The organism is Microbacterium sp. NPDC089186 (genome assembly GCF_040685115.1).
Taxonomy (GTDB): domain Bacteria; phylum Actinomycetota; class Actinomycetes; order Actinomycetales; family Microbacteriaceae; genus Microbacterium; species Microbacterium galbum.
In genome coordinates this window covers 30,057-54,274 of the sequence record NZ_JBFBHJ010000002.1, presented here as the reverse complement: position 1 = coordinate 54,274, position 24,218 = coordinate 30,057, and the positions used below count along the sequence as shown (strand labels likewise).

Below are 24,218 nucleotides of genomic sequence, written 5' to 3'. Positions count from 1 at the left end.
GGCGCGATGTGAACCGCCTCGCGAACGCCTCAAGCCCCTACCTGCGGGCCCACGCCGACAACCCCGTCGCGTGGTTCCCGTGGGGGGCCGAGGCGTTCGCGCTCGCGGCCGAGAGAGACGTCCCCGTGATGATCTCGATCGGCTACAGCACCTGCCACTGGTGCCACGTGATGGCGCGGGAGTCGTTCCAGGATGCCGAGACCGCCGGCATCCTGAACGACGGCTTCGTGTCGATCAAGGTCGATCGTGAAGAGAACCCCGATGTCGACGCCGCTTATCTCGACGCCGCCTCCGCCTTCACCCCGCACCTGGGCTGGCCCCTCACCGTCTTCGCGTCCCCCGAGGGCCGCGTCTTCTATGCGGGCACCTACTTCCCGCCCGCGCCCCGCCCGCCGCAGCCCTCGTTCCGCCAGGTGCTCGCCGCGGTCCGCGAGGCGTGGACCGAGCGACGCGCCGAGGTGGATGCCACCGGCTCCTCGCTCCGCGACGCCCTTGCCGCCGCCGCGACGGCCCCCGTCGACGCGGCACCGACCCTCGACCAGCTCGCCGCCGCCGCGCGCACGGTCGCCGCGCGCGAGGACCGCGAATACGCCGGCTTCGCCGCCGGCCCCGCGTTCGAGACGCCGAAGTTCCCGAACACCCCTGTGCTGCGGTTCCTGCAGCACCCCGCTCTGGCGTCGGAGGCTCCGGATGCCGCGGCCGTGGCATCCCGCGCTCTCTCCGCCATGGTGGACTCCGACCTGCACGACACCGTCGAGGGCGGTTTCTTCCGCTACGCCACGCGGCGCGATTGGAGCGTGCCGCACTACGAGCGCATGCTGACCGACAACGCCGGGCTCGTCGAGGTCGCGCTCGCCGCGGGGGATGAGGCTGCGGCCACGGATGCCGCGCGCTTCCTCGTCGACGTCCTTCAACTGCCGTCGGGCGGCATCGCCGCGGCGCAGGACTCCGAGTCGATCATCGACGGCGTCCGCAACGAGGGCGGGTACTACCGCGTCGCCGACCGCTCGGGGCTGCAGCCTCCGGCCCTCGACGCGAAGGTCGTCACCGGCTGGAACGGGCACGCGATCGCCGCGCTGGCCACCGCCGGCACCCGTACCGACCCGCGCTTCCTCGAAGCCGCTCGCTGGGCCGCCGACGCGGTCCTCGAGAGCAACGTCGCCGATGACGGCACGCTCCGCCGCGCCTCGCTCGACGAGGTGCGCTCCGCGGCCCCCGCGACTCTCGAGGACTACGGGGGCCTCGCCCGCGGCCTCCTCGCCCTCGCCCGCGCGACCGGCGAGGTGGCCTACGCCGAGCGGGCACGGGCGCTGGTCGACCTGTGCCTGGGTGACGACGGCATCCATCCGCCCGGCGGCGGAGACGCGGTGCTCGTCGCGCAGGGCATGCAGCCCCACGGGGTTCCCACCGACGGTGGGTCGCCGTCGGGTCCGTCGGTGTTCGCGGCCGCGTCCCTCGACCTCTGGCGCCTCGGTGCGGGGGAGCGCTACCGCGCCGCCGCCGACGCCCTCGTGCGCGGCGCCGCCGACGTCGCCCTCGCCTCGCCGCTCGCGCACGGGGCGATCCTCGAGGTCGCGACGGGGCTCGCCACGGCACCGCGTCAGGTGGTCGTGGTGGGAGAGGCGGATGCCGAGATCGCCGATGCCGCGCGCCGGGTCGCCGCCGACGTCGTCGCGGTGGTCTCTCCCGCGCAGGCGCAGGCGTTCGCCGCGGCCGGGTTCGAGCTCTTCGCGAGCAAGGTCGCGCAGAATGGGGAGGCCACGGCCTACGACTGCCGGGCGTTCACCTGCGCGTTGCCGACGACGGACCCGGGCCGGCTGGTCTGAGGAGAGCGAGTCGAAGTGGTCGTTCCCGGCATCCGCTCACTCCAACAGGTGCCGTAAGAACCTCCCCGGCGCCTCCAGAAACCCTCGGTGCAACCTCACCAGCTCCAGGTCGTCCCAGGAGCTCTCGCGGATGCCCCACTCGCCCAGCTCGAGGATCGTCGCGCCCGGCAGCGCCGCCAGCACGGGGGAGTGCGTCGCGCAAATGACCTGGGTCCCGCGCGAACGCATGCGGTCGAGGGAGGCCAGCCAGCGCAGCGTGGAGGAGAACGACAGAGCCGCCTCGGGCTCATCCAGGCAGGCGAGGCCCGCGACGTAACGCTCGTGGTCGAGCACCTCGTCGAGGAGGCTGTTGAACGACTCGCCGTGGCTCATCTCGTGGAGGCTCGGCGCCGGGCCACCGAGATCGTCTCGCCACGAGTAGTAGCCGTGCATCGTCTCGGCCCGCAGGAAGAAGCCCCACCGCGGAGCACGTGGGCTCCGCTCGATCCGCAACCACTCGCCGAGCGGGCTCTCGGTTCGTCGTGTCTCGCCTCCGCCGTTGATCGACCCGCCCTCAGCGGGCAGACCCGCCGCCTCGGCGATGCCCTCGATGAGCGTCGACTTGCCCGACCCGTTCTCCCCGACGAGGAAGGTCACACCGGGGCCGAACTCCCACCCGTCCGCCCCGGCGACGTCGAGGAAGTGCGCCACCGCCGGCACGGTCGCCGGCCACGCCCCGCGGTCCACCGGCGCGTCCCGGAACAGCTTCACCCGCTGCACCGGCCGCGGGTCGTGCAGCCACTCGTCTCCTCGCGTCACGCTCGCCCCCTCGGCATTCGTCTGGACCCGTCAGATCCAGGTGGGCAGCCAGTTGTGCAGTCGCCAGAACTCGTACGGCACGGGGAGCCCCGCCCACACCGGATACCAGAATGCCGAGACGACGACGCAGAGCCCCAGGAAGGCGAGCACGATGATCTGGCCGCTCAGACGGCTCGAGCCCCTCACCCCCCGCGCGATCTCGCGCAGCGTGAACGCGAGGGCCAGCACGAGGAAGGGCAGCATCGCGACCGTGTAGAACTGGAAGATCGTGCGCTCGGGATAGAGCAGCCACGGCACGTAGGTCGCCGCCAGCCCCGTCAGGACGAGGGCGTAGCGCCAGTCGCGAATCATGACGAACCGCACGAGCAGGAAGAGGGATGCCGCGACGCCCGCCCACCAGATGATCGGGTTCGCGATGCTCGAGATCGCCTCGGTGCAGCCCGAGGGCAGGGCGCAGCCGTTGACGCCCGCGTCATCCTGGTGCCAGTACATCGAGGTGGGACGGATCAGCAGCGGCCACTGCCACGCGGGGCTCGCGTAGCTGTGCGGGGTGACGAGGCCCACGTGGAAGGCGTACATCTCCTGGTGATACGCCCACAGGCGCTGGAGCGGCTCGGGGACCCACGCCCAGAAGCCGGTCGCATCCACGGGCGTCCCGCGCTTGTACCCGCCGGTGGTGAAGAGCCACCCCGACCAGCTGGCGACGTAGACGACGGCGGCCACCGGCACGAGCAGCACGAAGGATGCCAGGCCCTGGCGCACGGCATCCATCGGCCATTGCACGATCCCGGCGCGGCGGCGCGCGAGCGCGTCGGTGACGACGGCGTAGACGCCGACGGCGGCGATCACGTACAGGCCCGACCACTTCACGGCCGTGGCGGCCCCCGCGGCGACGCCGGCGGCGAGCAGCCACGGGCGATTCCACAGGATCGGCCCCCACATCGGATGCTCGAGTCCGCGCGCCGCGACGAGGCCGGCCATCCGGTCGCCGGAGCGACGGTGGTCGAGGGCGACGAACCAGAACGTCAGCACGATGAAGAACGTCAGGAAGATGTCGAGCAGCGCGATGCGGCTGAGCACGATGCCGAGACCGTCGATGGCGAAGAGTCCGGATGCCACGGTGGCGAGGGGGATCGACCGGGTGAGCGTCCGCGCGAAGAGGTAGATGGCGAGCACCGTCGCCGTGCCGATGACTGCGGCCGAGATGCGCCACCCGGTGGCCGAGTCCGGTCCGAGCAGGGCCATCCCCGCGCCGATGAGGATCCGGCCCAGCGGGGGGTGCACGACGTAGCTGCCGATCCCGGTGAACACGTCGGTGTCGCCGGCCGCGAAGCTCGCGTCGGCGTCGTCGGGCCACGTCGAGGGGAAGCCCAGCACCCACTGGCTCCAGGCGTCTTTGACGTAGTACGTCTCGTCGAACACCAATTGGTGCGGGTCGCCGATGTCGACGAGGCGCAGCACGGCGGCCACGAGGGTCACGAGGGTCGGCGCGAGCCATCGCCAGAGCCGCATCCCGCGGGGGGTGGAGAGCAGAGCGTCGCGCCAGCGATCGAGGCGCGTCTGCTCGTCGGGGAGCAGGGGGGAGACGGCTGTGCTCACGGCCCCCAGCCTAAGGTGGAACGGTGATCATCCTCGCGGCGACCCCCATCGGCAACCTGGGTGACGCCTCGCGGCGTCTCGTCGAAGCCCTCGAGAACGCCACGGTCGTCGCCGCCGAAGACACCCGCACGACGCAGCGCCTGCTCGCGGGCCTCGGCGTCGAGAACCGCCCGCGTCTGATCGCCCTGCACGACCACAACGAGAAGCAGCGCGCGGCGGAGCTCGTCGAGCTCGCCCGCGTCGACGATCTGCTGGTGCTGAGCGACGCCGGCATGCCGACGGTCAGCGATCCCGGGTTCGGCCTGGTGGCCGCCGCCGCGGCCGCGGGCGTCACCGTCACGGCCCTTCCCGGCCCCAGCGCGGTCGTCACCGCGCTCGCCGTGGCGGGCCTGCCGACCGACCGGTTCGCGTTCGAGGGCTTTCCGCGCCGCAAGCCCGGCGAACGTCGCCGGGCCTTCGCGCAGCTCGCGTCGGAGGAGCGGACCCTCGTCTTCTTCGAGTCGCCGTCGCGGTTGGCATCCACCCTCGACGACCTCGCCGCGGCGTTCGGCGCCGATCGCCCCGCCGCCGTCTGCCGCGAGCTGACGAAGCTCTACGAAGAGGTCAAGCGGGGGCCCCTCGGCGAACTCGCCGCGTGGGCGGCGGAGGGCGTGCGCGGTGAGATCGCGATCGTCGTGGGTGGCGCCTCGGCGCGCGAGGTGGCGTTCCCGGATGCCGTGGCCCAGACCCTCGAGCTCGTGCGCAGCGGCACGCGGCTCAAGGAGGCCGCGGCCGAGGTGTCGTCGCAGACCGGTCACTCCTCGCGCGAGCTCTACCAGGCCGCTCTGGCCGCGCGCTAGCCGCGCGAGGCGTCAGAAAATGTCGCCTGACGAGCTGCCAGGCGACATTCTCTGACCCCTTACGCGCGTGGAGAGCGCGAGCGGCGGCGGTGGGCGATCAGGACCGTTCCGGTCGCGAGGGCGAGGAGTCCGGCGGCGAGGATGCCGAGGGGAACGCTCGTGCCGGTCTCGGCCAGACCCGGCGCCGGTGCGGAGGGGGGCGCGGGCGTCGCCGGGGCGGGTGCGGGATTGCTGGGTACGGGCGCCGCGGGGGCCGGTGCGGGCTCGGCCGGAGCGGGCTCCGTCGGCGCGGATGACGGAGCACCCGGCGTGGGCGTCGGGCCGGGCTCACCGAGCGTCGGTCCGCCGGGGGCGGGCGCGGCATCGCCGACGCGCTCGAGCCCGAGGTCGTCGATCGTCCCCCACGCGCCGGCGGGCAGCTCGGCGCTCACCCGTACGGTGAGGCTCTCGCCCTCGGCGATCTCGATCTCGTCGGTGCGCGGTTCCGACCACACCCGCCATCCGCCCGCCGTGAACGGAGCGGCCGAGGTGTCGGCATCCGAGGCCAGCTCGATGCTCGCCGTCCCGTCGCCGAACGCGCCGCCCTGCAGCGCTCCGGCGGCGACGTACCGACCGGCCGGGACGTCGTCGACGCGCTGCTCGAGGGTGAACGACATCGCCTCGGCGGCGAAGAAGTGGGCCGAGCGCTCGCCCGTGCGCGGATCGTCGGTCGCGCGCAGTGAGAGCGGACCGTCGACGATCCACATCGAGACGTCGGGATCCTCGAACCCGGGGTTGCGCAAGAGGTTCTCGGCCGAGACGGTGACGACGGCGAGAGCGGCGTGACCCTCGGCGGTCGCGCCGGCGATCTCGTAGACGCCGGGGCGCGACAGGTCGGGCGCGGCCTCCCAGGTCACCGGGCTCTCTTCGCTCGTGCCGTCGCTGTAGCGCACGGTCACCCGTCCGGGGAGCGCCGCCGCGTCGCCGACGGTCACGGAGAGCCGCACGGTGTCGACGCCCGTGACCTCCCGGGGTGCGACGGCGCCGGTGCGGACGTAGGCGAAGGTGCGCAGCGACTCGAGCGGGGTGCCGTCGACGTCGAAGAGCGACTGGTTGTCCCACGCCGATCCGCCGAAGTACTCACCGGCATCCTCCGGGTCGTACTCGCCCGCGAAGCTCGTGGCCCAGCCCGAGCCGTCGCGCTCCCAGAGCACGCGGTTCTGCGCCAGCTGGTCGGGCGAGCCGACGGGGAGCCACGCGGGCTCCCAGTAGTACGCGCCGATGCCGGCGTCGCCGACGTCGGCGACGGCCTGGACGACGTCGCTCAGCGCGGTCGCCTGACCTTGGACGCTGATGGGATAGGCCTCGGCCTCGGAGGCCGCGTCGATCACGTCGGGGTGACCGTCGGCGTCGTCGAGCGTGCGCACCCACGACGTCTCGGCGACCATGACCTTCTTGTCGTAGGTGTCGGCGACCTGACGCAGCACCGCGGTGAGGTTCTCGGTCGTGCCGTGCCAGAACGGGTAGTACGACGAGGCGAACACGTCGTAGTCGACCTCGTTCGCCGCCAGCTCCGCGGCGTACGCGGCGTAATGGCCGGGGCGCTCGGGGTTCGTGACGTGAACGGCCACGAGGGCGTCGGGCGTGACCTCGCGGACGGCGGCGGCTCCCGCCGAGAACACCCGCGCCATGTCGGGCCAGCCGGTCACGCCGGCCACCCCGCCGTTGGTCTCGTTGCCCACCTGGACGAGCTCCACGTCGACACCGGCGGCGACGAACTCGGTGAGCGCCTCGCGGGTGAAGTCGCCGACCGCGTCGGCGGTCTCGGCGGTATCCATTCCCGCCCAGGCCTTCGGCGCTTTCTGCTTGGCGGGGTCGGCCCAGAAGTCGGAGTAGTGGAAGTCGACGGCGACGCCGAGACCCGCGGCGGTCGCGCGCGCGCCGATCTCGACGGCCCGCTCCACACCGACGTTGCCTCCGCCGTACCCGCGGCCCTCGGCGTCGAACGGGTCGTTCCACACGCGCAGGCGCACGTCGGTCACGCCGTGGTCGGCGAGCACCTCGAACAGGTCGGCGGGGGCGCCGTCGTCGTCGCGGAACACGACTCCCGACTCCTCGAGCGACAGCACCGACGACACGTCGACGCCGAGGGCGAAATCGGATGCCAGGCCCTCGACGCGCGGGACGGTGATCCCGCCTTCGACCGGCTCGGCGGCGGGCGCGGCCTGGGCCGCCGTGAGGGGCGCCACCGCGAGGGCGACGCCGAGGGTCAGGGCCGCGAGAGCCGTGGGACGGGGGTGATTCGGCATCCGGATCTCCATCGATCGAGGACGGGTCGGTCGGGACTCAGCCCTTGACCGAACCCTGGGTGAGGCCGCCGACGATGTAGCGCTGCAGCGACAGGAACAGGGCGAGGACCGGGATCGACGCGAGCACTGATCCCGCGGCGAACAGGCCCCACCGGGAGGTGAGCTGATTCGAGACCCATTGGTACATGCCGACGGCGAGGGTCCAGTTGTCCTCGGACACGAGGATGATGCGCGCCAGGATGTAGTCGCCGAAGGCGGCGATGAAGGCGAGCAGCGCGACGACCGCGAGGATCGGCGTGACCAGCGGCATGATGAGCTTCCAGAAGATCTGCGCGTGGGTCGCGCCGTCGATCTTGGCCGATTCGTCGATCTCGATCGGGATCGTGTTGAAGAAGCCGTACATGAGGAACGTGTTCGCGCCGAGCGCGCCGCCGAGGTAGACGCAGATGAGGGCGAGCTTCGAGTTGATGCCGAGCGCGGGCACGACCTCGCCGATGGTCAGGAGCATGAGGAAGATCGCCACGAACGCGAGCGCCTGGGGGAACATCTGCACGATGAGCAGGCCGGTGAGGCTCGCCCGCCGCCCCGAGAAGCGGAAGCGCGAGAACGCGTAGGCGCCGGCGGCGCCCATCAGCACCGCGCCGACCGAGGCGACACCGCCCACGAGGAGGGTGTTACCGACCCAGGTCCAGTAACTCGTGCCCGACAGGGCGGCGTAGTTCGAGAAATCGACCGCCGAGAACAGCGCGTTCGACGAGGCGAGGCTCCCGCGAGGGTTGAGCGAAGCGGAGAGCACGTAGACGAGCGGGAACAGCGCGTAGAAGGCGATGAGCGCGGCGACGGGGTACTTCCACCCGACCTCGGCGAGCCAGCGGCGCTTCTTCGCGGGGGTGCTGCGGGCGGCATCGTGTCCGGTGCCGCGTGCGGTGACGGTCATGCGAACTCCTCCAGCTTGCGGGTCTGACGGAAGGCCAGCGCCGAGATGGCGCCGACGACGACGAACACGACGATCGACAGAGCGCTGGCGAGGCCGTAATCCGCCGCTCCGCCCGAGACGCCGGAGATGTCGTAGATGGCGGAGATGAGGATGTCGGTCGAGCCCAGCGCGTAGGGCGCCCCGGGTATCGCGGGTCCGCCGTTGTTGAACATGTAGATGACGGTGAAGTTGTTGAAGCTGAACGCGAACGACGAGATCGCCAGTGGAGCGGTCGACACGAGCAGCAGCGGCAGCACGATCGAGCGGAACGAGCGCCAGCGGCCGGCGCCGTCGAGCTGCGCGGCCTCGAGGGTGTCGGACGGCAGCGCCTGCAGGGCGCCCGTGCAGACGAGGAACCAGTACGGGTAGCTCAGCCACACGTTCACCCACAGCACGGCGAGTTTCGCGAGCACCGGGTCGCCGAGCCAGTTGATGGGCAGGCCGAAGAAGAAGACGTCGTTGATGACACCGAACTCGGAGTTGAACATGCCGCGGAACAGCAGCGCCGACATGAACGCCGGGAACGCGTACGGGAGGATGAACAGGGTCCGCAGGAACTTCCGCGCCCGCACGCGCGGGTCGTTGAAGATCATCGCGAAGAGCAGCCCGAGGCCGAAGCTGATCACCACCGACAGGATCGCGAACGCGAACGTCCACCCGGTGACCGACAGCAGCGGCTGCAGCAGCGCGCCGTCGGTGAAGACGCGCAGGAAGTTCTCGAACCCCACGTTGACGTACCAGCCGGTGGGCAGGCTCTGCCCGTCGGCGGAGGTGAAGGTGCCGCGGTCGGTCGCGGTGTAGACCGTGCCCGTCGTGGTGTCGGTGATGGTCTGCGCCTGCTCGTCCCACACGAGCGTCGAGGTGTAGACCGTCGCGGTCGAGCCGTCGCGTGTGCGCAGCGCACCGTCGTTGGGGTCGTCGGACAGGGGCACCCGGAGACTCGCGGCGGCCTGCTGCACCGCGGGGTCGGTGAGCACGTCGGCACGCGGCACCACGGTCCAGCCCGACACCTCGGTCGGAGCGCCGCTCGCCCCGATCTCGCCCTCGACCGTCGCCAGGGGTTCGTCGGGTGTCCCCACGCGCACGACGTCGTCGTCGGCGATCGCGAGGCCGTAGGTGCCGAGGCGTTCCACCACGGCCATGGGGTAGGTGGCGGAGTCGTCGACCCGGCGCTCGCCCTGGATCAGGGTGGCATCCACCGCCTGCGACTGGGAGCCCGCGTGACCGGTGCCGTAGTTCGTGAAGGCGATGTAGGCGGTGTAGCCGAAGATGAAGACCTGGAACGCGAAGAGGAAGATCAGCCCCGGCAGCAGGTACTTCAGCGGCAGTGCGCGCCGGGTGAAGTAGACGATGTCGGCGATGATCAGCAGCACGGCGGTGATCGAGGCCAGCAGCCAGGACTCGGCGCCGACGGCGGTGAGGATCGTCAGGATGCCGAAGGCGTTGACGACCGCCATGATCATGAGCTTGACGAGGAAGCCGACGCCGATGCCGCGGAAGCTGCGGGCGTGCGATTCGCGTGCCGGGAGGGGCGCGGGGGCGGTGGGGGCCGCGCCCGGGGGCGCGACGGGAGGGGTGACCGACATGGGTGCTCCGGATTTCGTCGAGGTGGTACCGCGGGCGGGCGCGGGGGAACCGCGCCCGCCCGCGGAGCGTGTCGTCAGCCGGCCAGCGTGCTCTGAAGGTCGGTGATCATCTGGTTCCACGTCGAGACGGGCTCGGCGCCGGAGATGATCTGCGCCTCGGCGGCGTTCCAGAGGTCCCACACCGACCCCATCTCGGGGATCGAGGGCATCGGCACGCCGTTCTGGGCCGAGGCGAGGAAGCCGGCGATGATCGGGTCGGAGGCGACCTCCTGGCCGAGCGAGGTGTAGGCGGGGATGCGCGGGTCGGCCTCATACAGGGCGCGCTGGGCGTCCTCGGTGCCGAGGTAGTTCACGAGGAACTCCGTCGCGAGCAGCGCGTTCTTGCTCTGCGCGCTGAGGTAGAAGCCCTGCACGCCCACGAACGGCGCGGCCGTCTCGCCGCCCGCGCTGGGAAGGGGGTTCACGGCGACGTCGATGCCCTCGAACGAGCTGATCGCCCACGGGCCCTGCACCGTGTAGGGCGCCTTGCCGCTCGCGAAGAGCTCGTTGTTGATGTCGTAGTCGATCGTGGTCGAGAGGTACCCCGCCTGGCCGTTGGTCGACAGCCACTGCGCGAAGCTCTCGCCCGGGGCCCCGCCCATGCCCACCTCGGACGTGTACGAGCCGCTGGCGTCCTGCACGAACACGGGGGCGCCGAAGGAGGTCTGCAGCCCGTACATCGTGTAGCCGTCGCCGGTCTCACCAGCGGTGTTGATGACGAACGGGCGCTCGGCCCCGGATGCCAGACCCCGCTGGATCATGTCGTCCCACGTGGCCGGCGCGTCGGTGCCGACGAGGGCGGTGTTCTGGACCAGGGCGACGGTCTCGAGGGAGTACGGCAGGGCGTAGAGCTGCCCGTCGTAGGTCATGGCCTCCAGCGCGACGGGCTCGAAGTTCGAGGCGGTGTCGCCGAGGTCGATCGTGTCGACGACGCCGGCCGCGACGAGGGCGCCGAGCCAGTCGTGCGCGCCGACGGTGATGTCGGGGCCTTCGCCGGTGGGGACCTGGGCGATGAAGTCGTTGCGGAGGTCCTCGAAGTTCTTCTGCACGAGCCGCACGGTCGCGCCCGTCTCCTCCTCGAACGCCTTCGCGGCATCGCCGATGGCCTGCTCGCGCTCGGCGTCGGTCCACACGACGATCTCGGGGCCGTCACCGCCCTGGGCGGAGTCGTCGCCGGATCCGCCGCCGGAGCAACCGGTGAGGGCGAGGGCCGAGACGGCGAGGATCGCCGCCGAGCCGAGGAGCGTGCGCCGGGGTGCTGTCATGCGCATGAGAGGTCCCTTTCTGTGCGACCGCAGCCATTGCGGTCGGTTCGGGTGACCGCGGTGGTCGCGGTCGGGTCGTGCGGGGTCGCGGTCCTCGCGGCCCGCTCACCCGGCCGCGTCGGTGCGGCCGGGTGTCGTTCGGAGTGGGATGCCGGCCCGTCAGGCCCGGCCGGCCTCCTCACGTGCGGTGCGGACGACGGCGATGCCGCCCGCGGGTACCGTCAGCGCGCCGTCCGTCGGTGCGCCGGTGAGCAGCTCGGTGCCGTCGAGGGCGAGGGCGAGGTCGACGGCGTCGTCGCGGTGGTTGACGACGAACGTGAAGTCGTGCTCGTCGGAGCTCCGCACGACCACCTCGCACCCGGCCGGGACGACGGATGCCGAGACCCCGGCGTCGGCGTAGGCGGCGGCCATCACGTGCGCGAGGCTGTCGGCATCCAGGCTCGTCGACACGTACCACCCGGTCCCGGCGCCGTACGGGTGCCGGGTGAGGGCTGCGCGCCCGGCGGCCGGACCGTCGACGTAGCGGGCCACGACGTCGGCCCCGTCGACGATGAGGTCCTCCGCCCAGGCGCGAGCGGTGAGGGCCGCGCCGTCGGCCCGCTCGAGGGTGATCGTCTCGCCCTCGCGGAGCGGGAGGAACTCTTCCACGCGCACGCCGAGCGCGTCGGCCAGAGGGGCGAGGTAGCCGCCCGGGTGCACGGCGTCATTCTCGTCGACGATGCCCGAGAAGAACGACACGACCAGCGTCCCGCCGCCGCGGACGTAGGCGGCGAGGTTGTCGGCATCCGCTTTCGACAGCAGATACTGGGCCGGGACGACGACCAGGCGGTAGCCCGAGAGGTCGTGACCGGGCAGAGCGAAGTCGGCGGTGATGCCGTCGCGCCAGAGCTGCTCGTAGTACGCGCGCACCTGCGCCTGGTGGGTGACGTCGACCGAGGGGCGCCACTCGAGGTCCTGCGCCCAGAACGACTCGAAGTCCCACAGCACCGCGGCCTCGGCCTGCACGCGTGCTCCGCGCACCTCGCCCAGGCGCCCGAGGGCCGTGCCGAGATCGACGACCTCACGCCACACCCGGGAGTCGGTGCCGGCGTGGGGGAGCATCGCCGAGTGAAACTTCTCCGCCCCGGAGCGGGAGGCGCGCCACTGGAAGAAGAGGATCGCGTCGGCGCCGCGGGCGAGGTGAGTCAGCGAGTTGCGGGCCATCTCGCCCGGGCGCTTGGCGACGTTGCGCGGCTGCCAGTTCACGGCCGAGGTGGAGTGCTCCATGAGGATCCACGGCGCACCCCCGCCGACGGACCGTGACAGGTCGGCGGCGATCGCGAGGCCCACGTGTCCGTCGGGGTCGGCGGCCCAGAGGTAGTGGTCGTCCGAGACGATGTCGACCTCGCGGCCCCAGGCCCACAGGTCGGTGGTCCAGCTCTGGTTCGCCATGAAGTTCGTGGTGACCGGCTGCGTGGCGTGGGCGCGGATGGCATCCCGTTCGAGGCGGAAGCACGCGCGCAGCTGGTGGTCGGTGAAGCGCGCGAAGTCGAGGCGCTGCGCGGGGTTGACGACGCTCGGGGCGTCGGCGGGGGCGCCCACGTGCTCCCAGTCGCCGTAGTGCTGACCCCAGAAGGCGGTGCCCCAGGCCGCGTTGAGACCGTCGAGCGAGCCGTACCGCTCGCGCAGCCAGTCGCGGAAGGCGGCGACCGAGGTGGGGGAGTAGTCCTCGCCGACGGGCACGCCGTACTCGTTGTGCACGTGCCACATCACGACCGCGGGGTGCGCGGCGTAGCGGGCGGCGAGCGCGTCGGCGATGCGCGTGACGGCGGTGCGGTAGGCGGGGGAGGAGGGGGATGCCATGCCCCGCGAGCCGAAGCCCATCGTGCGGCCGTCGCGGGTCACGACCCGCGCCTCGGGGTGGGCGTGGAAGAACCACGCGGGCGGGGAGGCGGTGGGGGTGCCGAGGTCGACGTGGATGCCGTTGGCGTGCAGCAGATCGAGGAGCTCGTCGAGCCAGGCGAAGTCGAAGACGCCCTCGCTGCGCTCGAGGAGGGCCCACGAGAAGATGCCGACGCTCACGAGGTTGACGCCCGCCTCGCGCATGAGGCGGACGTCCTCGTCCCAGACCTCGCGAGGCCACTGCTCGGGGTTGTAGTCACCGCCGTATGCGATGCCGTCGAGAGCGGGCCAGGGGGTAGCGCGGGTCATGACACTCCATCGGATCTTCGTGCGTCCCGGACTGGGACCGGTCACAGCCTCCGGCGGTCCGGCCGCATCGCGCAACAACGGGTCGATGTTCGTTACATAACTGTGACCGGTCCCAGTCTCGGCTCGGTGTCGGCATCCCGGACCGTCTCCCGGCCGATAGCATTCCCGCATGGAGCAGACCCCGACCGTTCGGCGCAAGCCGACGATCCGCGATGTCGCGGCAGCCGCGGGCGTGTCACGCGGCACCGTCTCGCGCGTCATCAACGGCGGCCACTGGGTGTCTCCGGATGCGCGCGCGGCGGTCGAGGATGCCATCGAGCGCACCGGCTACACCGCCAACCACGCCGCGCGAAGTCTCGCCACCGGACGCGCGGGGTCCCTCGCCTTCCTCATGACCGAGCCGCAGCACCTGCTCTTCGACGACCCGACTTTCGCCCTGCTGCTGCGCGGTGCCGCCGAGGCCCTCTCCAAGCGTCAGATGACGCTCGTCCTCCTCATCGCCGGCACCCCGGCCGAGCGCGCGAACGTCGCGCACTACGTCAGTGCCGGGCACGTGGACGGCGTTCTGCTCATCTCTTCGCACGAGGCCGATCCCCTGCTGGAATCCCTGATGGATGCCGGGATCCCCACCGTGGCGTGCGGGGTGCCCCTGGGGCATCGCAGCGAGGTGCTGAGCGTCTCCGTCGACGAAGCCGGGTCGGCGCGCACGATGACGGCGCACCTGCGGGCGCACGGGCATCGGCGGATCGCCATGATCGCCGGGCCCGACGACACACCGGGCGGACGCTTCCGCCTCGTGGGGTTCCGTGACGAGATGGGCGACGACTTCGACCCGGAGCTGGTCGAGGTGGGGGACTACTCGCAGGACTCCGGTGCCGCGGCCATGGAGCGGCTGCTGGAGCGCGCTCCCGACATCGACGCCGTGTTCGCGGCATCCGACCTCATGGCGGCGGGCGCCGTGCAGACGCTGCGCCGCGCGGGACGACGGGTGCCCGACGACATCGCCGTCGCCGGCTTCGACGACTCGGGACTCGCCGCGACGCACGAGCCGCCCCTGACGACCATGCGCCAGCCGTGGGAGCAGCTGAGCGAGCGCATGGTCACCCTTCTGCTCGACGCGATCGACGGTCGCGCGGTCGAGCCGGTGGTGCTGCCGACGACGTTGGTCGTGCGCGCCTCGGCCTGACCGCCCGTCACACGCGCGGCCGTGTCGGAGCCTCCCCGTAGAATCTCCGAGTGACTTCCGGCCGATCCTTCTACATCACGACGCCGATCTACTACCCCAGCGACCTGCCCCACATCGGGCACGGGTACACGACGGTGGCCGTCGACACGCTCGCGCGCTGGCACCGCCAGGCGGGCGACGACACCTGGATGCTGACCGGCACCGACGAGCACGGGCAGAAGATGCTGCGCGCGGCCGCCGCCAACGGCGTCACCCCGCAGGAGTGGGTCGACAAGCTCGTGTCCGAGTCGTGGTTCCCGCTGCTCGAGACGCTCGACGTCGCCAATGACGACTTCATCCGCACGACGCAGCCGCGCCACGAAGAGCGCGTGCAGCAGTTCGTGAAGGCGCTCTTCGACCGCGGCTACATCTACGCCGGCGAGTACGAGGCGCTGTACTGCGTGGGCTGCGAGGAGTTCAAGCCCGAGGCCGAGATCGTCGACGGCACCGGGCCCTTCGAGGGCCTCAAGGTCTGCGCCATCCACTCGAAGCCCCTCGAGCTGCTGCAGGAGAAGAACTACTTCTTCAAGCTCAGCGAGTTCCAGGACCGCCTGCTCGAGCTCTACAAGACCGAGCCCGACTTCGTGCGGCCCGAATCGGCCCGCAACGAGGTCGTCTCGTTCGTGCGCAGCGGTCTGAAAGACCTCTCGATCTCGCGCTCGGCATTCGACTGGGGCATCACCGTCCCCTGGGACCCGTCGCACGTAATCTACGTGTGGGTCGACGCGCTGCTGAACTACGCCACCGCCGTCGGCTACGGCACCGATCCCGAGCAGTTCGCGCGTCGCTGGCCGGCGTTCCACGTGGTCGGGAAAGACATCCTCCGCTTCCACGCGGTCATCTGGCCGGCCATGCTGATGGCCGCCGGTCTCGACGTGCCTCGCGGGGTCTTCGCGCACGGCTGGCTGCTTGTGGGCGGCGAGAAGATGTCGAAGTCGAAGCTCACCGGCATCGCGCCGACCGAGATCACCGACGTCTTCGGTTCCGACGCGTACCGCTTCTACTTCCTCTCGGCCATCGCGTTCGGCCAGGACGGCTCGTTCTCGTGGGAAGACCTGTCGGCCCGCTACCAGGCGGAGCTCGCCAACGGTTTCGGCAACCTCGCGTCGCGCACGGTCGCGATGATCTCGAAGTACTTCGACGGTGTCGTCCCGCAGGCCGGGCCCTCGACCGCGCTCGACCTCGCGATCCAGAAGGTGGTGGCGGATGCCGCGACCGCCGCCGACGCCGCCATCGAACGCTTCCGCATCGACGAGGCGATCTCGGCGATCTGGACCATCGTCGACGCGCTCAACGGCTACATCACCGAGAACGAGCCGTGGGCGCTCGCGAAGGACGAGGCTCAGCGCGAGCGTCTCGGAACGGTCCTCTACACCGCGGCCGAGGGACTGCGCTCCCTGGCCGTGCTGCTGTCGCCCGTCATGCCCGCCGCGACCGCGAAGCTGTGGGTCGCCCTCGGTGCCGAGCAGGGCCTCGGCGCACTCGTCGACCAGCCGATCCGCGAGGCGGGCGCGTGGGGCCTGCTGCCGGCGGGTGCCACGGTGACCCCGCTCACGCCGCTCTTCCCGCGCGTCGAGCAGGCGTGACGGCGATGCCTTCCGAGTCGGCGGCGGCCCCGGGGGCGTCGGCCGCGGAGTCGGCGTCGGCCCGGGGTGCAGCGGCGGCTCCTGAGCCCGTCGACGCCTCCGCCCCCCGGCCCGCCGCCGGTTCCGCCCCGGTCGAGCGCCCGCGCGGAACGATCGACGGCACCGACCCCAGTCAGTACGTCCGCGAGCGCTCCACCGACGGTCGGCGCGACGTCAGCTATCCGCCGGTGCCCGAGCCCCTCGGCATCCCGGTCTACGACAACCACACGCACCTCGAGATCGAGGATGGCGAGACCGGCCTGTCGCTCGACGAGCAGCTCGAACGCGCGCTCGCGGTCGGCGTGCACGGGGTCGTGCAGGCGGGCGGCGACGTCGACTCCTCGCGCTGGTCGGCGTGGGGGGCGCGGTCCCACCCGCGCGTTCTCGCGGCGGTCGCGATCCACCCCAACGAGGCCCCCGTCTACGAGCAGGCCGGGGAGCTGGATGCCGCGATCGCCATCATCGACGAGCTCGCCGCCGAACCGCGGGTGCGCGCGATCGGCGAGACGGGACTCGACTTCTTCCGCACCGAGGCCGACGGCATCCCCGCCCAGATCCGCTCCTTCGAGGCGCACATCGCCCTGGCGAAGAAGCACGGCATCGCGATGCAGATCCATGACCGCGACGCCCACGAGGCCGTGCTCGAGACGCTCGAGCGCGTCGGCGCTCCCGAGAAGACGGTGTTCCACTGCTTCTCCGGCGACGCCGACATGGCCCGGATCGCCGCCGACCGCGGCTACTACCTCTCGTTCGCGGGCAACGTCACCTTCAAGAACGCGCAGAACCTGCGCGACGCCCTCGCGGTCACCCCGGTGGATCGCATCCTCGTCGAGACCGACGCCCCGTTCCTCACGCCGGCTCCGTACCGCGGCCGCCCCAACGCGCCGTACCTGATCCCCGTGACGCTGCGCTTCCTCGCCGCAGAACTGTCGATGGATGCCGACGAGCTCGCCGCCCGGGTCGCCGCGAACACCCTCGAGGTCTACGGCGCGTTCGAAGACTGACGCGAGCGCGGATCTCGGCGATTCGCGCATCCTCAGCCGAATGGCGACGGATGCCGCTGAGCTTGTGCAGATCGCAGAGATCACGCGGGCGCACACGACGCCCGAACGACGGAGGCCGGCACCCCGCAGGGCGCCGGCCTCTCGGCATCCGGGCTCAGGCCTTGGCGGCGTCCTTCGGCTTGCGGACGAACAGCGTCTCGGTCTGCTCGAGCTCCATGCCCTTCGTCTCCGGGATGCGCAGCAGCACGTAGACGAAGGAGAGGGCCGCGAACAGGGCGTACATGCCGTAGGTGAGCGGCAGCGACCAGCTCGACATGGCCGGGAACGACACCGTGATGGCGAAGTTGGCGATCCACTGGGCGCCGGCAGCGACGCCGAGCGCCTTGCCGCGGATGCGGCTCGGGAAGATCTCGCCGAGCAGCACCCACACCAGCGGTCCCCACGAGGCGCCGAACCCGACGACGAAGACGTTCGCGGCGACGAGCGCGACGCTGCCCCAGGGGGCGGGGAGCGACACGTCCTGGCCCGAGCCGGTGGCGAACGCGAAGGCGAGGGCCATCGCGCCCAGCGACAGCGTCATCAGCAGCGAGCCGGTGATGAGGATCGGCTTTCGGCCCACCCGGTCGACCAGGAAGATCGCGACGAAGGTCACGACCACGTTCGTGACCGAGGTGATGACGGAGATCAACAGCGAGTTGCTCTCGTCGAAGCCGACGGCCTTCCAGAGGGTCGTGGAGTAGTAGAAGATCACGTTGATGCCCACGAACTGCTGGAACACCGACAGCAGGATGCCGGTCCAGACGATGCCCTGCAGGCCCAGCACGGGACCTCGCAGCGAGACGTTCTTGTTCTTGCGGTCGGCCTCGATCGTGTTCGACAGCTCGTTCATCGTCTTGTCGAGATCGGCGGGCGGCACGAGGCGGGCGAAGATCGCCTTCGCCTCGTCGCGCTTGCCCTTCGCGAGCAGGTAGCGCGGGGATTCGGGAACGGTGAACGACAGGATGCCGTACACCGCCGCAGGGATGACGCCGACGAGGAACATCCAGCGCCAGGCCTCCAGGCCCAGCCACAGCTGGTTGGCCGCGCCGCCGGCGGAGTTCGCCAGAAGCGCGTCGGAGAGCAGGGCGCCGAAGATGCCGAGCGTGATCGCGAGCTGCTGCAGTGACGCCAGCGAGCCGCGGATCTGACGCGGAGCCACCTCGGCGATGTAGGCCGGGGCCACCACCGACGCGATGCCGATGCCGAGGCCGCTCATGACGCGCCAGAGGATCAGGTCGGGGACGCTGAAGGTGAGGGCGGCACCGATCGACGAGACGAAGAACAGCACGGCACCGAGGAGCATGACCTTCAGTCGACCCCAGCGGTCCGACAGGGCTCCGGCGACCACCGCGCCGACCGCGCAGCCCAGCAGCGCGACCGCGACGACGAATCCGGTCAGCACCTGGGTCAGTTCGAAGTTGCCCTCGACCGCGTCGACGGCACCGTTTATGACGGAGGAGTCGAATCCGAAGAGGAAGCCGCCGACCGCCGCCGCGACCGACAGGCCGATGGCTCGTCGCCCGTAGGGGCTTCGCAGGGTGAAGGCGTTTGCGGGGATCGACTGCGTTTGACTCACCTGACCACGCTACTCCCGGCTCGCGCTCGGCAAGGGTTCTGGCGGACCCCTGACTACAGTGGAACAATGCCTGTTTCGCTGCTCGGTGCCGCCGAGATCCGTCGGCTCGCCGCCGACCTCGACGTGACCCCCACCAAGAAGCTCGGGCAGAACTTCGTCGTCGACGCCAATACGGTGCGCAAGATCGTGCAGGCGGCCCGGGTCACGGCATCCGACCGGGTCGTCGAGATCGGTCCGGGCCTCGGATCCCTGACGCTGGCGATCCTCGAGACCGGAGCCTCGGTCGTCGCCGTCGAGATCGATCACCGGCTCGCCGAGCGCCTCCCCGTGACCGTGGCGGCGCACGACGTGCCCGAGGGGCGCCTCCAGGTGATCGACGCCGACGCGCTGCGCGTCGACGAGTTGCCGGGCGAGCCGAGCGTGCTCGTCGCGAACCTCCCGTACAACGTGTCGGTGCCGGTGCTGCTGCACTTCCTCGAGACCTTCCCCTACCTGCAGCGCGGCGTCGTCATGGTGCAGGCCGAGGTGGGCGAGCGTCTCGCCGCCCCTCCGGGGTCGAAGGTGTACGGCGCACCGAGCGTGAAGGCGGCCTGGTACGGTTCGTGGCGCCTGGCCGGAACCGTGTCGCGCCAGGTGTTCTGGCCCGTGCCGAACGTCGACAGCGTGCTGGTCGCCTTCGAGCGGGATGCCGAGCCCCGTGGCACCGAGGAGCACCGGCTGCGCACCTTCCGGATCGTGGACGCCGCTTTCCAGCAGCGTCGCAAGATGCTGCGTCAGGCGCTGGCCGGGGTGCTCGGTGGCACGGCGGGCGACGCGTCCGCGCGCCTCGAGGCGGCGGGGGTCGACCCGACCCTGCGCGGCGAGCAGCTCACGGTCGACGACTACGCCCGCATCGCCGCCTCGTCCTGACGCCCCGGCCGCCCGCGCCCCTCGCACGACTCGCCGAGAATCGTCGCTTCGGGCTGCGCTCCCGCGACGATTCTCGGCGACTCGCGCGACTCGCCGGGAGGGGAGACGCCCGTCAGGCAATTCTTGACGTGTTCACCACGCGTTCCTGAAACATGCCGGTAACATTTCGAGCCAACCGGGAGCATCACGCCGGTGACGAGGTCGTACCCGACGGCCCGAGAGGAACGAGATGCGCTACGCCGAGTACCCCCGCGCCGAACGGGTGCTGCTGCACCTGAGCGACACCCACCTCCGTGCCGGCGGTGCGCCGCTGTACGACGACGTCGACTCCGAGGCCTATCTCGCCCGGGCGGTCGCGTCGATCGAGGCCTCCGGCATCCGTCCCGACGCGCTCGTGTTCACCGGCGACCTGGCCGACTTCGGCGAGAGCGACGCCTACGACCGGGTCCGCGCCCTCGTCGAGCCGCTCGCGAAGCGCCTCGCGACGCGCGTGGTCTGGGTCATGGGCAACCACGACGACCGGGCCGCTTTCCGCTCTCAACTGCTCCCCGGCGACACGGCGGAGCCGACGGCCCCGGTCGACCGCGTCGACGAGTTCGACGGCCTGCGCATCGTGACCCTCGACACGTCGGTCCCGGGCGCCCACCACGGCGAGGTCACCCCCGCCCAACTGCGCTGGCTCGCCGACGTGCTCGCCACCCCCGCGCCCCTGGGCACGATCCTCGCCATGCACCACCCGCCCGTGCCGAGCGTCCTCGACCTCGCGGCATCCGTCGAGCTGCGCGATCAGCGCAGCCTCGCCGAGGTGCTCCGCGGATCCGACGTGCGCGCGATCCTCGCGGGGCACCTGCACTACTCGACGTTCGCGACGTTCGCCGGCATCCCCGTGTCGGTGGCCTCGGCCACCTGCTACACGCAGGACCTGATGGTGCCCGTCGGCGGAACCCGTCCGCAGGACTCCGCCCAGGGATTCAACCTCGTGCACGTCTACGACGAGACCGTGGTCCACTCGGTCGTGCCGCTCGCCGCCAGCGCGGCCCTGCAGTACGTGGATGCCGAGGAATCGCAGCGACGGCTGCGCGACGCCGGCGTCGTGGTGCCGGCGTCGCGGGCGTTCAGCGGACCGGTGTCGCCGCCGACGACGCCGTTGCCGATCCTTCGCTGACCGCTTTCTTCTCCCACGGCGCCGCCACGGGGAAGTACCGCTCGAGGCAGGCGCGCAGCGCGGGCACGCGCACCTCCTCGGGGATCTCGGGCACGCTGCCGTCATTGAGGCAGAACATGTCGGTGTCGCGACGCGACACGAGGCGCTCCATCGTGCGCAGCGAGTCCAGCTGCGTCGTCTGCACGTAGCGGGTGCGCGGCTCGGTCGTGACGATCGCGCGACCGGTCGCCAGGGCGTAGTAGTGGTAGAGGCTGTTCGTCACCGAGATGTCGGTGGCGGAGCGGAAGCGGCTGGCCGCGGTGCGGGCGTAGTCGTCGGCGAACTCGCGCTCGAGCTCGAACGCGACGGAGCGGCGCAGCGGGGTGGCGCAGTGCTCGAGGTCGAGCGTGATGACGCGCCCGAAGCGCTCCTTCAGCAGCGCGCGGTTCACGCGCAGGCCGTTGTCGTGACCGGAGCGCTCGATGTGCGCCGGTCCGCTGCCGATACGGACACCGCTCTCGACGAAACGGCTCACGCCGCCGCCGCTGAAGAATAGCTCCGGCGTCACCGGGCGACCGAAGAACATGTCGTCGTTGCTGTAGAGGAAGTGCTCGGCCAGCCCCGGGATGCGATGCAACTGCGCCTCGACCGCGTGCGAGTTGTGCGTGGGCAGCACGGAGGGGTCGGCGAAGAAGTCCTCGCTGCGCACGATCGTCACCTTCGGGTGATCGGCGAGCCACTCGGGGGTGGGGGAGTCCGTCGCAATGAAGATGCGTCGCACCCACGGCGCGTACATGTGCACGCTGCGCAGCGCGTAGCGAAGCTCGTCGACCTGGCGGTAACGGGCGGCGTTGTCGTCGCCGTCGCCCACGACGTAGCCCTTCATCCGCGCCGCGCGCTGGCGCTGGAACTCGCTCGACGAGCCGTCGACCCACGAGAAGACCATGTCGACCTCGGCGGTGAACTCGTTCGGGTGCGGGTCGAACATGCCCGACACGGTCATCCACCGGCGCCCGTAGCGCTCGATCTCGACCAGGTCGAGGTCGGCCGCGGCGAATCGCCGGCGGGTGAGGGCGCTGGGGCGGGGAGCCTCGATCGTCTTCTCGCCGAAGCGCCAGAGTTCGAGCCGCGGCGCGAGCGAGGCGCCGTAGCGGTAGGAGCCCTCGGTCGAGGTGCGCGGACGGAAGACGGCGTACGCCTGCACCGAACCGGCGGAGGGGTGCACGCTGTGCGCGGGCACCGGGTCTTCGCCGCGGGCCTTGAGGTAGATCGGCCCGAGCTCGGGGTCGCGCAGTGCCGTCAGCGCCGCCTCGGCGTCGGCGGTGTCGACCACGAGCTTCGGGCGACGGTTCGCGTCGCGCACGAGCAGCACGCGCACGCCGGCCGCTTCGATCGCGGATGCCGCGGTGAGCAGGTCGTCGCGCTCGGCGATCGAGGGGGTCGAGGTGTCGTCGACGACGTGCAGGATGCCGTCGTGCATCCGGATATCGGAGCGGGAGAGCAGCGCGCGCCAGGGGTCGGTGTCGATCGACAGGGGGACCATCGGGCGCATACTGCCTCCTCGGGGGTAGGTGACGGGTTCCGGACACCGTAAGGTTCCGGGGTTACGAAGACGTTTCGGCGGCGACGCCGAACGGCGGGGAGCGGAGCGCTACTGTCGAAGAGTGACTCTCATCGCTCGCTCCGGCCCGGTCTGTCCCGAACCGCCCTGCGAGCGACGGCGGGAAGCGGGCCGACGTTCCAGTTTCGCACACGCCGGGGCCTCGCGGCGCACGGGTGAGCGGGGGCTGTCGTGAGCCTCACCACCCCCGCGTCCGTCCGCGTGCGCGCGCCCGGGAAGATCAACGTCTTCCTCGAGGTCGGCGACGTGCAGGACGACGGGTACCACGAACTCGCGACGGCGTTCCAGGCCGTGTCTCTCTACGAGGAGATGATCGCCACCCCGGCCGACGACTTCGCGATGTCGGTGAGTGCGAAGGGTCCGGTCGACATCGAGGGCGTTCCCACCGACGACCGCAACCTCGCGATCCGCGCCGCCCGGCTGCTCGCGCGAACGGCCGGTGTCGACCGCGGCGCGCACCTCGCGATCCGCAAGGCCGTTCCCGTGGCCGGCGGTATGGGCGGCGGGTCCGCGGATGCGGCGGCGGCCCTGGTCGCCTGCGATGCCCTCTGGGGGCTCGGGATGCCGACGAGCGAGCTCGCCCACTTGGCGGCGCAGCTGGGGGCCGACGTGCCGTTCGCCCTCCTCGGCGGCACCGCCGTGGGCACGGGCCGTGGTGATGAGTTGAGCCCGGCCCTGGCGCGCGGACGCTTCGACTGGGTGCTGGTCACGAACGAGGTCGGCATGTCGACGCCGGTGGTCTACGGCGAACTCGACGCGCACCGCGAACGCCACGCGGTCGACATCGGACCCGCCCGGCGGGTCCCGGCGGTCGACCCCGACGTGTTGCACGCCCTGCGCCAGGGGGATGCCGGAATGCTCGCCGCGACCCTGCGCAACGACCTGCAGGCTCCGGCGCTTCACCTGCGGCCCGACCTGGCCCGGGTCCTCGAACGCGGAGAGAGCTCGGGCGCTCTGGCGGGTCTCGTATCGGGGTCGGGGCCGACCCTCGCCTTCCTCGCCGCCGACGAGTCGTCGGCGATCGATCTCCAGGTGACGCTGAGCGCTGCCGGTCACGTGGCTCTCCACGTGCACGGACCGGTGCCCGGAGCCCGCGTCGTCTGACCCCGCCGCGCCCCCGGTCCCTCGACGGTGTCGGGGGACCCGCGTCGCGGCAGAGGCGGCTGAGCCTGTCGAAGCCACCGGTCCCCATGTCCCCGGTCCCTCCGGCCGATCCGGGTCGCCTCGCAGGAGCCGGGCACCATAGCCCAGGTCGACACACGGAGCAATCTTCCGCTGACGCGTTCCGTACCTCGCTAGCCTCGACCGAGGTGGATCGTCACCCGTCGGCGCTGTGCCCGCGGGGCGCCACGGAGGGGGTACCCATGAAGGCAGTTCTCGACGGCGTCGTGATCGCCGAAGCCGACCGCGACGACCTGGCCTCGATCGAGGGCAACTGGTACTTCCCGCCGCAGGCGATCCGCGAGGGGGCTCTGCAGAAGAGCCCCACGGCCTACACCTGCCCCTGGAAGGGCGCCGCGCAGTACTGGAACGTCTCCCTCGACGGTGCCGAGCTGAAGGACGGCGCATGGTCGTACCCCGACCTGCGCGACGGTGCCGTCGAGCGCGTCGGGAAGGACTTCGCCGGCTACGTGGCCTTCGACCGCAAGGTCGTGGTCTCCGACTGAGG

General features: G+C 71.3%; 18 protein-coding genes. 9 read left to right on the top strand and 9 right to left on the bottom strand.

Annotation, left to right across the window (positions count from 1 at the left end; all coding sequences use genetic code 11):
- Positions 1–8 precede the first annotated feature (8 nt).
- Entirely contained in the window at positions 9–1,826 is a 1,818-nt protein-coding gene (locus AB0N82_RS06490; RefSeq protein ID WP_363389550.1) for a DUF255 domain-containing protein, read from the top strand.
- A gap of 36 nt (positions 1,827–1,862) precedes the next feature.
- On the opposite strand, the gene AB0N82_RS06485 is transcribed toward AB0N82_RS06490, so the two are convergent.
- Both AB0N82_RS06485 and AB0N82_RS06480 read right to left on the bottom strand, forming a co-directional pair.
- On the bottom strand, positions 1,863–2,624 hold the full coding sequence (locus AB0N82_RS06485; protein WP_315994652.1) for an AAA family ATPase: 762 nt from the start codon (positions 2,622–2,624) through the stop codon (positions 1,863–1,865).
- A gap of 30 nt (positions 2,625–2,654) precedes the next feature.
- On the bottom strand, positions 2,655–4,223 hold the full coding sequence (locus AB0N82_RS06480; RefSeq protein WP_363389546.1) for a phospholipid carrier-dependent glycosyltransferase: 1,569 nt from the start codon (positions 4,221–4,223) through the stop codon (positions 2,655–2,657).
- Positions 4,224–4,246: 23 nt separating this feature from the next.
- Between AB0N82_RS06480 and rsmI the strand changes: the two genes are divergently transcribed.
- Positions 4,247–5,062 (top strand): 16S rRNA (cytidine(1402)-2'-O)-methyltransferase, encoded by an 816-nt coding sequence (gene rsmI, locus AB0N82_RS06475; RefSeq protein WP_363389543.1) that lies wholly within the window; start codon positions 4,247–4,249, stop codon positions 5,060–5,062.
- Between the two features lie 59 nt (positions 5,063–5,121).
- Here rsmI and AB0N82_RS06470 read toward each other — a convergent pair whose 3' ends face one another.
- The 5 genes from AB0N82_RS06470 to AB0N82_RS06450 all read right to left on the bottom strand — a co-directional run bounded on the left by AB0N82_RS06470 (position 5,122) and on the right by AB0N82_RS06450 (position 13,406).
- On the bottom strand, positions 5,122–7,350 hold the full coding sequence (locus AB0N82_RS06470; RefSeq protein ID WP_363389540.1) for a glycosyl hydrolase 53 family protein: 2,229 nt from the start codon (positions 7,348–7,350) through the stop codon (positions 5,122–5,124).
- 37 nt (positions 7,351–7,387) lie between these two features.
- Positions 7,388–8,287 (bottom strand): sugar ABC transporter permease, encoded by a 900-nt coding sequence (locus tag AB0N82_RS06465; protein WP_363389537.1) that lies wholly within the window; start codon positions 8,285–8,287, stop codon positions 7,388–7,390.
- Entirely contained in the window at positions 8,284–9,912 is a 1,629-nt protein-coding gene (locus AB0N82_RS06460) for an ABC transporter permease subunit (RefSeq protein WP_363389534.1), read from the bottom strand. The genes AB0N82_RS06465 and AB0N82_RS06460 overlap by 4 nt, the downstream gene beginning before the upstream one ends.
- Positions 9,913–9,986: 74 nt before the next feature.
- The gene (locus tag AB0N82_RS06455) at positions 9,987–11,222 is read right to left on the bottom strand and encodes a maltose ABC transporter substrate-binding protein (protein WP_315994646.1); all 1,236 of its coding nucleotides are present in this window, start codon (positions 11,220–11,222) and stop codon (positions 9,987–9,989) included.
- Between the two features lie 153 nt (positions 11,223–11,375).
- Positions 11,376–13,406: a beta-galactosidase gene (locus tag AB0N82_RS06450; protein ID WP_363389531.1), complete on the bottom strand. Its 2,031-nt coding sequence runs from the start codon at positions 13,404–13,406 to the stop codon at positions 11,376–11,378.
- Positions 13,407–13,575: 169 nt separating this feature from the next.
- Here AB0N82_RS06450 and AB0N82_RS06445 point away from each other — a divergent pair, with 169 nt between their 5' ends.
- Genes AB0N82_RS06445 through AB0N82_RS06435 form a run of 3 tightly spaced genes read left to right on the top strand, consistent with a single transcriptional unit; the run spans position 13,576 to position 17,260 of the window.
- Positions 13,576–14,592 (top strand): LacI family DNA-binding transcriptional regulator, encoded by a 1,017-nt coding sequence (locus AB0N82_RS06445; protein WP_315994644.1) that lies wholly within the window; start codon positions 13,576–13,578, stop codon positions 14,590–14,592.
- Between the two features lie 50 nt (positions 14,593–14,642).
- Positions 14,643–16,217 (top strand): methionine--tRNA ligase, encoded by a 1,575-nt coding sequence (metG, locus tag AB0N82_RS06440; RefSeq protein ID WP_315994643.1) that lies wholly within the window; start codon positions 14,643–14,645, stop codon positions 16,215–16,217.
- A gap of 5 nt (positions 16,218–16,222) precedes the next feature.
- Positions 16,223–17,260: a TatD family hydrolase gene (locus tag AB0N82_RS06435; protein WP_363389526.1), complete on the top strand. Its 1,038-nt coding sequence runs from the start codon at positions 16,223–16,225 to the stop codon at positions 17,258–17,260.
- A gap of 154 nt (positions 17,261–17,414) precedes the next feature.
- Here the strand turns inward: AB0N82_RS06435 and AB0N82_RS06430 are convergent, their stop codons facing one another.
- Complete coding sequence (locus tag AB0N82_RS06430) at positions 17,415–18,875, bottom strand: sugar porter family MFS transporter (RefSeq protein WP_315994641.1); 1,461 nt, start codon at positions 18,873–18,875, stop codon at positions 17,415–17,417.
- Positions 18,876–18,941: 66 nt separating this feature from the next.
- Here AB0N82_RS06430 and rsmA point away from each other — a divergent pair, with 66 nt between their 5' ends.
- Together rsmA and AB0N82_RS06420 are read left to right on the top strand one after the other, a co-directional pair.
- Complete coding sequence (gene rsmA / locus AB0N82_RS06425) at positions 18,942–19,784, top strand: 16S rRNA (adenine(1518)-N(6)/adenine(1519)-N(6))-dimethyltransferase RsmA (protein WP_363389522.1); 843 nt, start codon at positions 18,942–18,944, stop codon at positions 19,782–19,784.
- A 229-nt stretch (positions 19,785–20,013) separates the two neighbouring features.
- Entirely contained in the window at positions 20,014–20,949 is a 936-nt protein-coding gene (locus AB0N82_RS06420; protein WP_363389519.1) for a phosphodiesterase, read from the top strand.
- Here the strand turns inward: AB0N82_RS06420 and AB0N82_RS06415 are convergent.
- Positions 20,900–22,480, bottom strand: a complete 1,581-nt coding sequence (locus AB0N82_RS06415) for a stealth conserved region 3 domain-containing protein (RefSeq protein ID WP_363389516.1) — start codon at positions 22,478–22,480, stop codon at positions 20,900–20,902. The genes AB0N82_RS06420 and AB0N82_RS06415 overlap by 50 nt on opposite strands.
- Before the next feature lie 240 nt (positions 22,481–22,720).
- Here AB0N82_RS06415 and AB0N82_RS06410 point away from each other — a divergent pair, with 240 nt between their 5' ends.
- Together AB0N82_RS06410 and AB0N82_RS06405 are read left to right on the top strand one after the other, a co-directional pair.
- Positions 22,721–23,653, top strand: coding sequence for a 4-(cytidine 5'-diphospho)-2-C-methyl-D-erythritol kinase (locus AB0N82_RS06410; RefSeq protein ID WP_363389513.1), 933 nt, complete (start codon positions 22,721–22,723; stop codon positions 23,651–23,653).
- 260 nt (positions 23,654–23,913) lie between these two features.
- Positions 23,914–24,216 (top strand): DUF427 domain-containing protein, encoded by a 303-nt coding sequence (locus AB0N82_RS06405; RefSeq protein WP_315994636.1) that lies wholly within the window; start codon positions 23,914–23,916, stop codon positions 24,214–24,216.
- Positions 24,217–24,218: the final 2 nt, after the last annotated feature.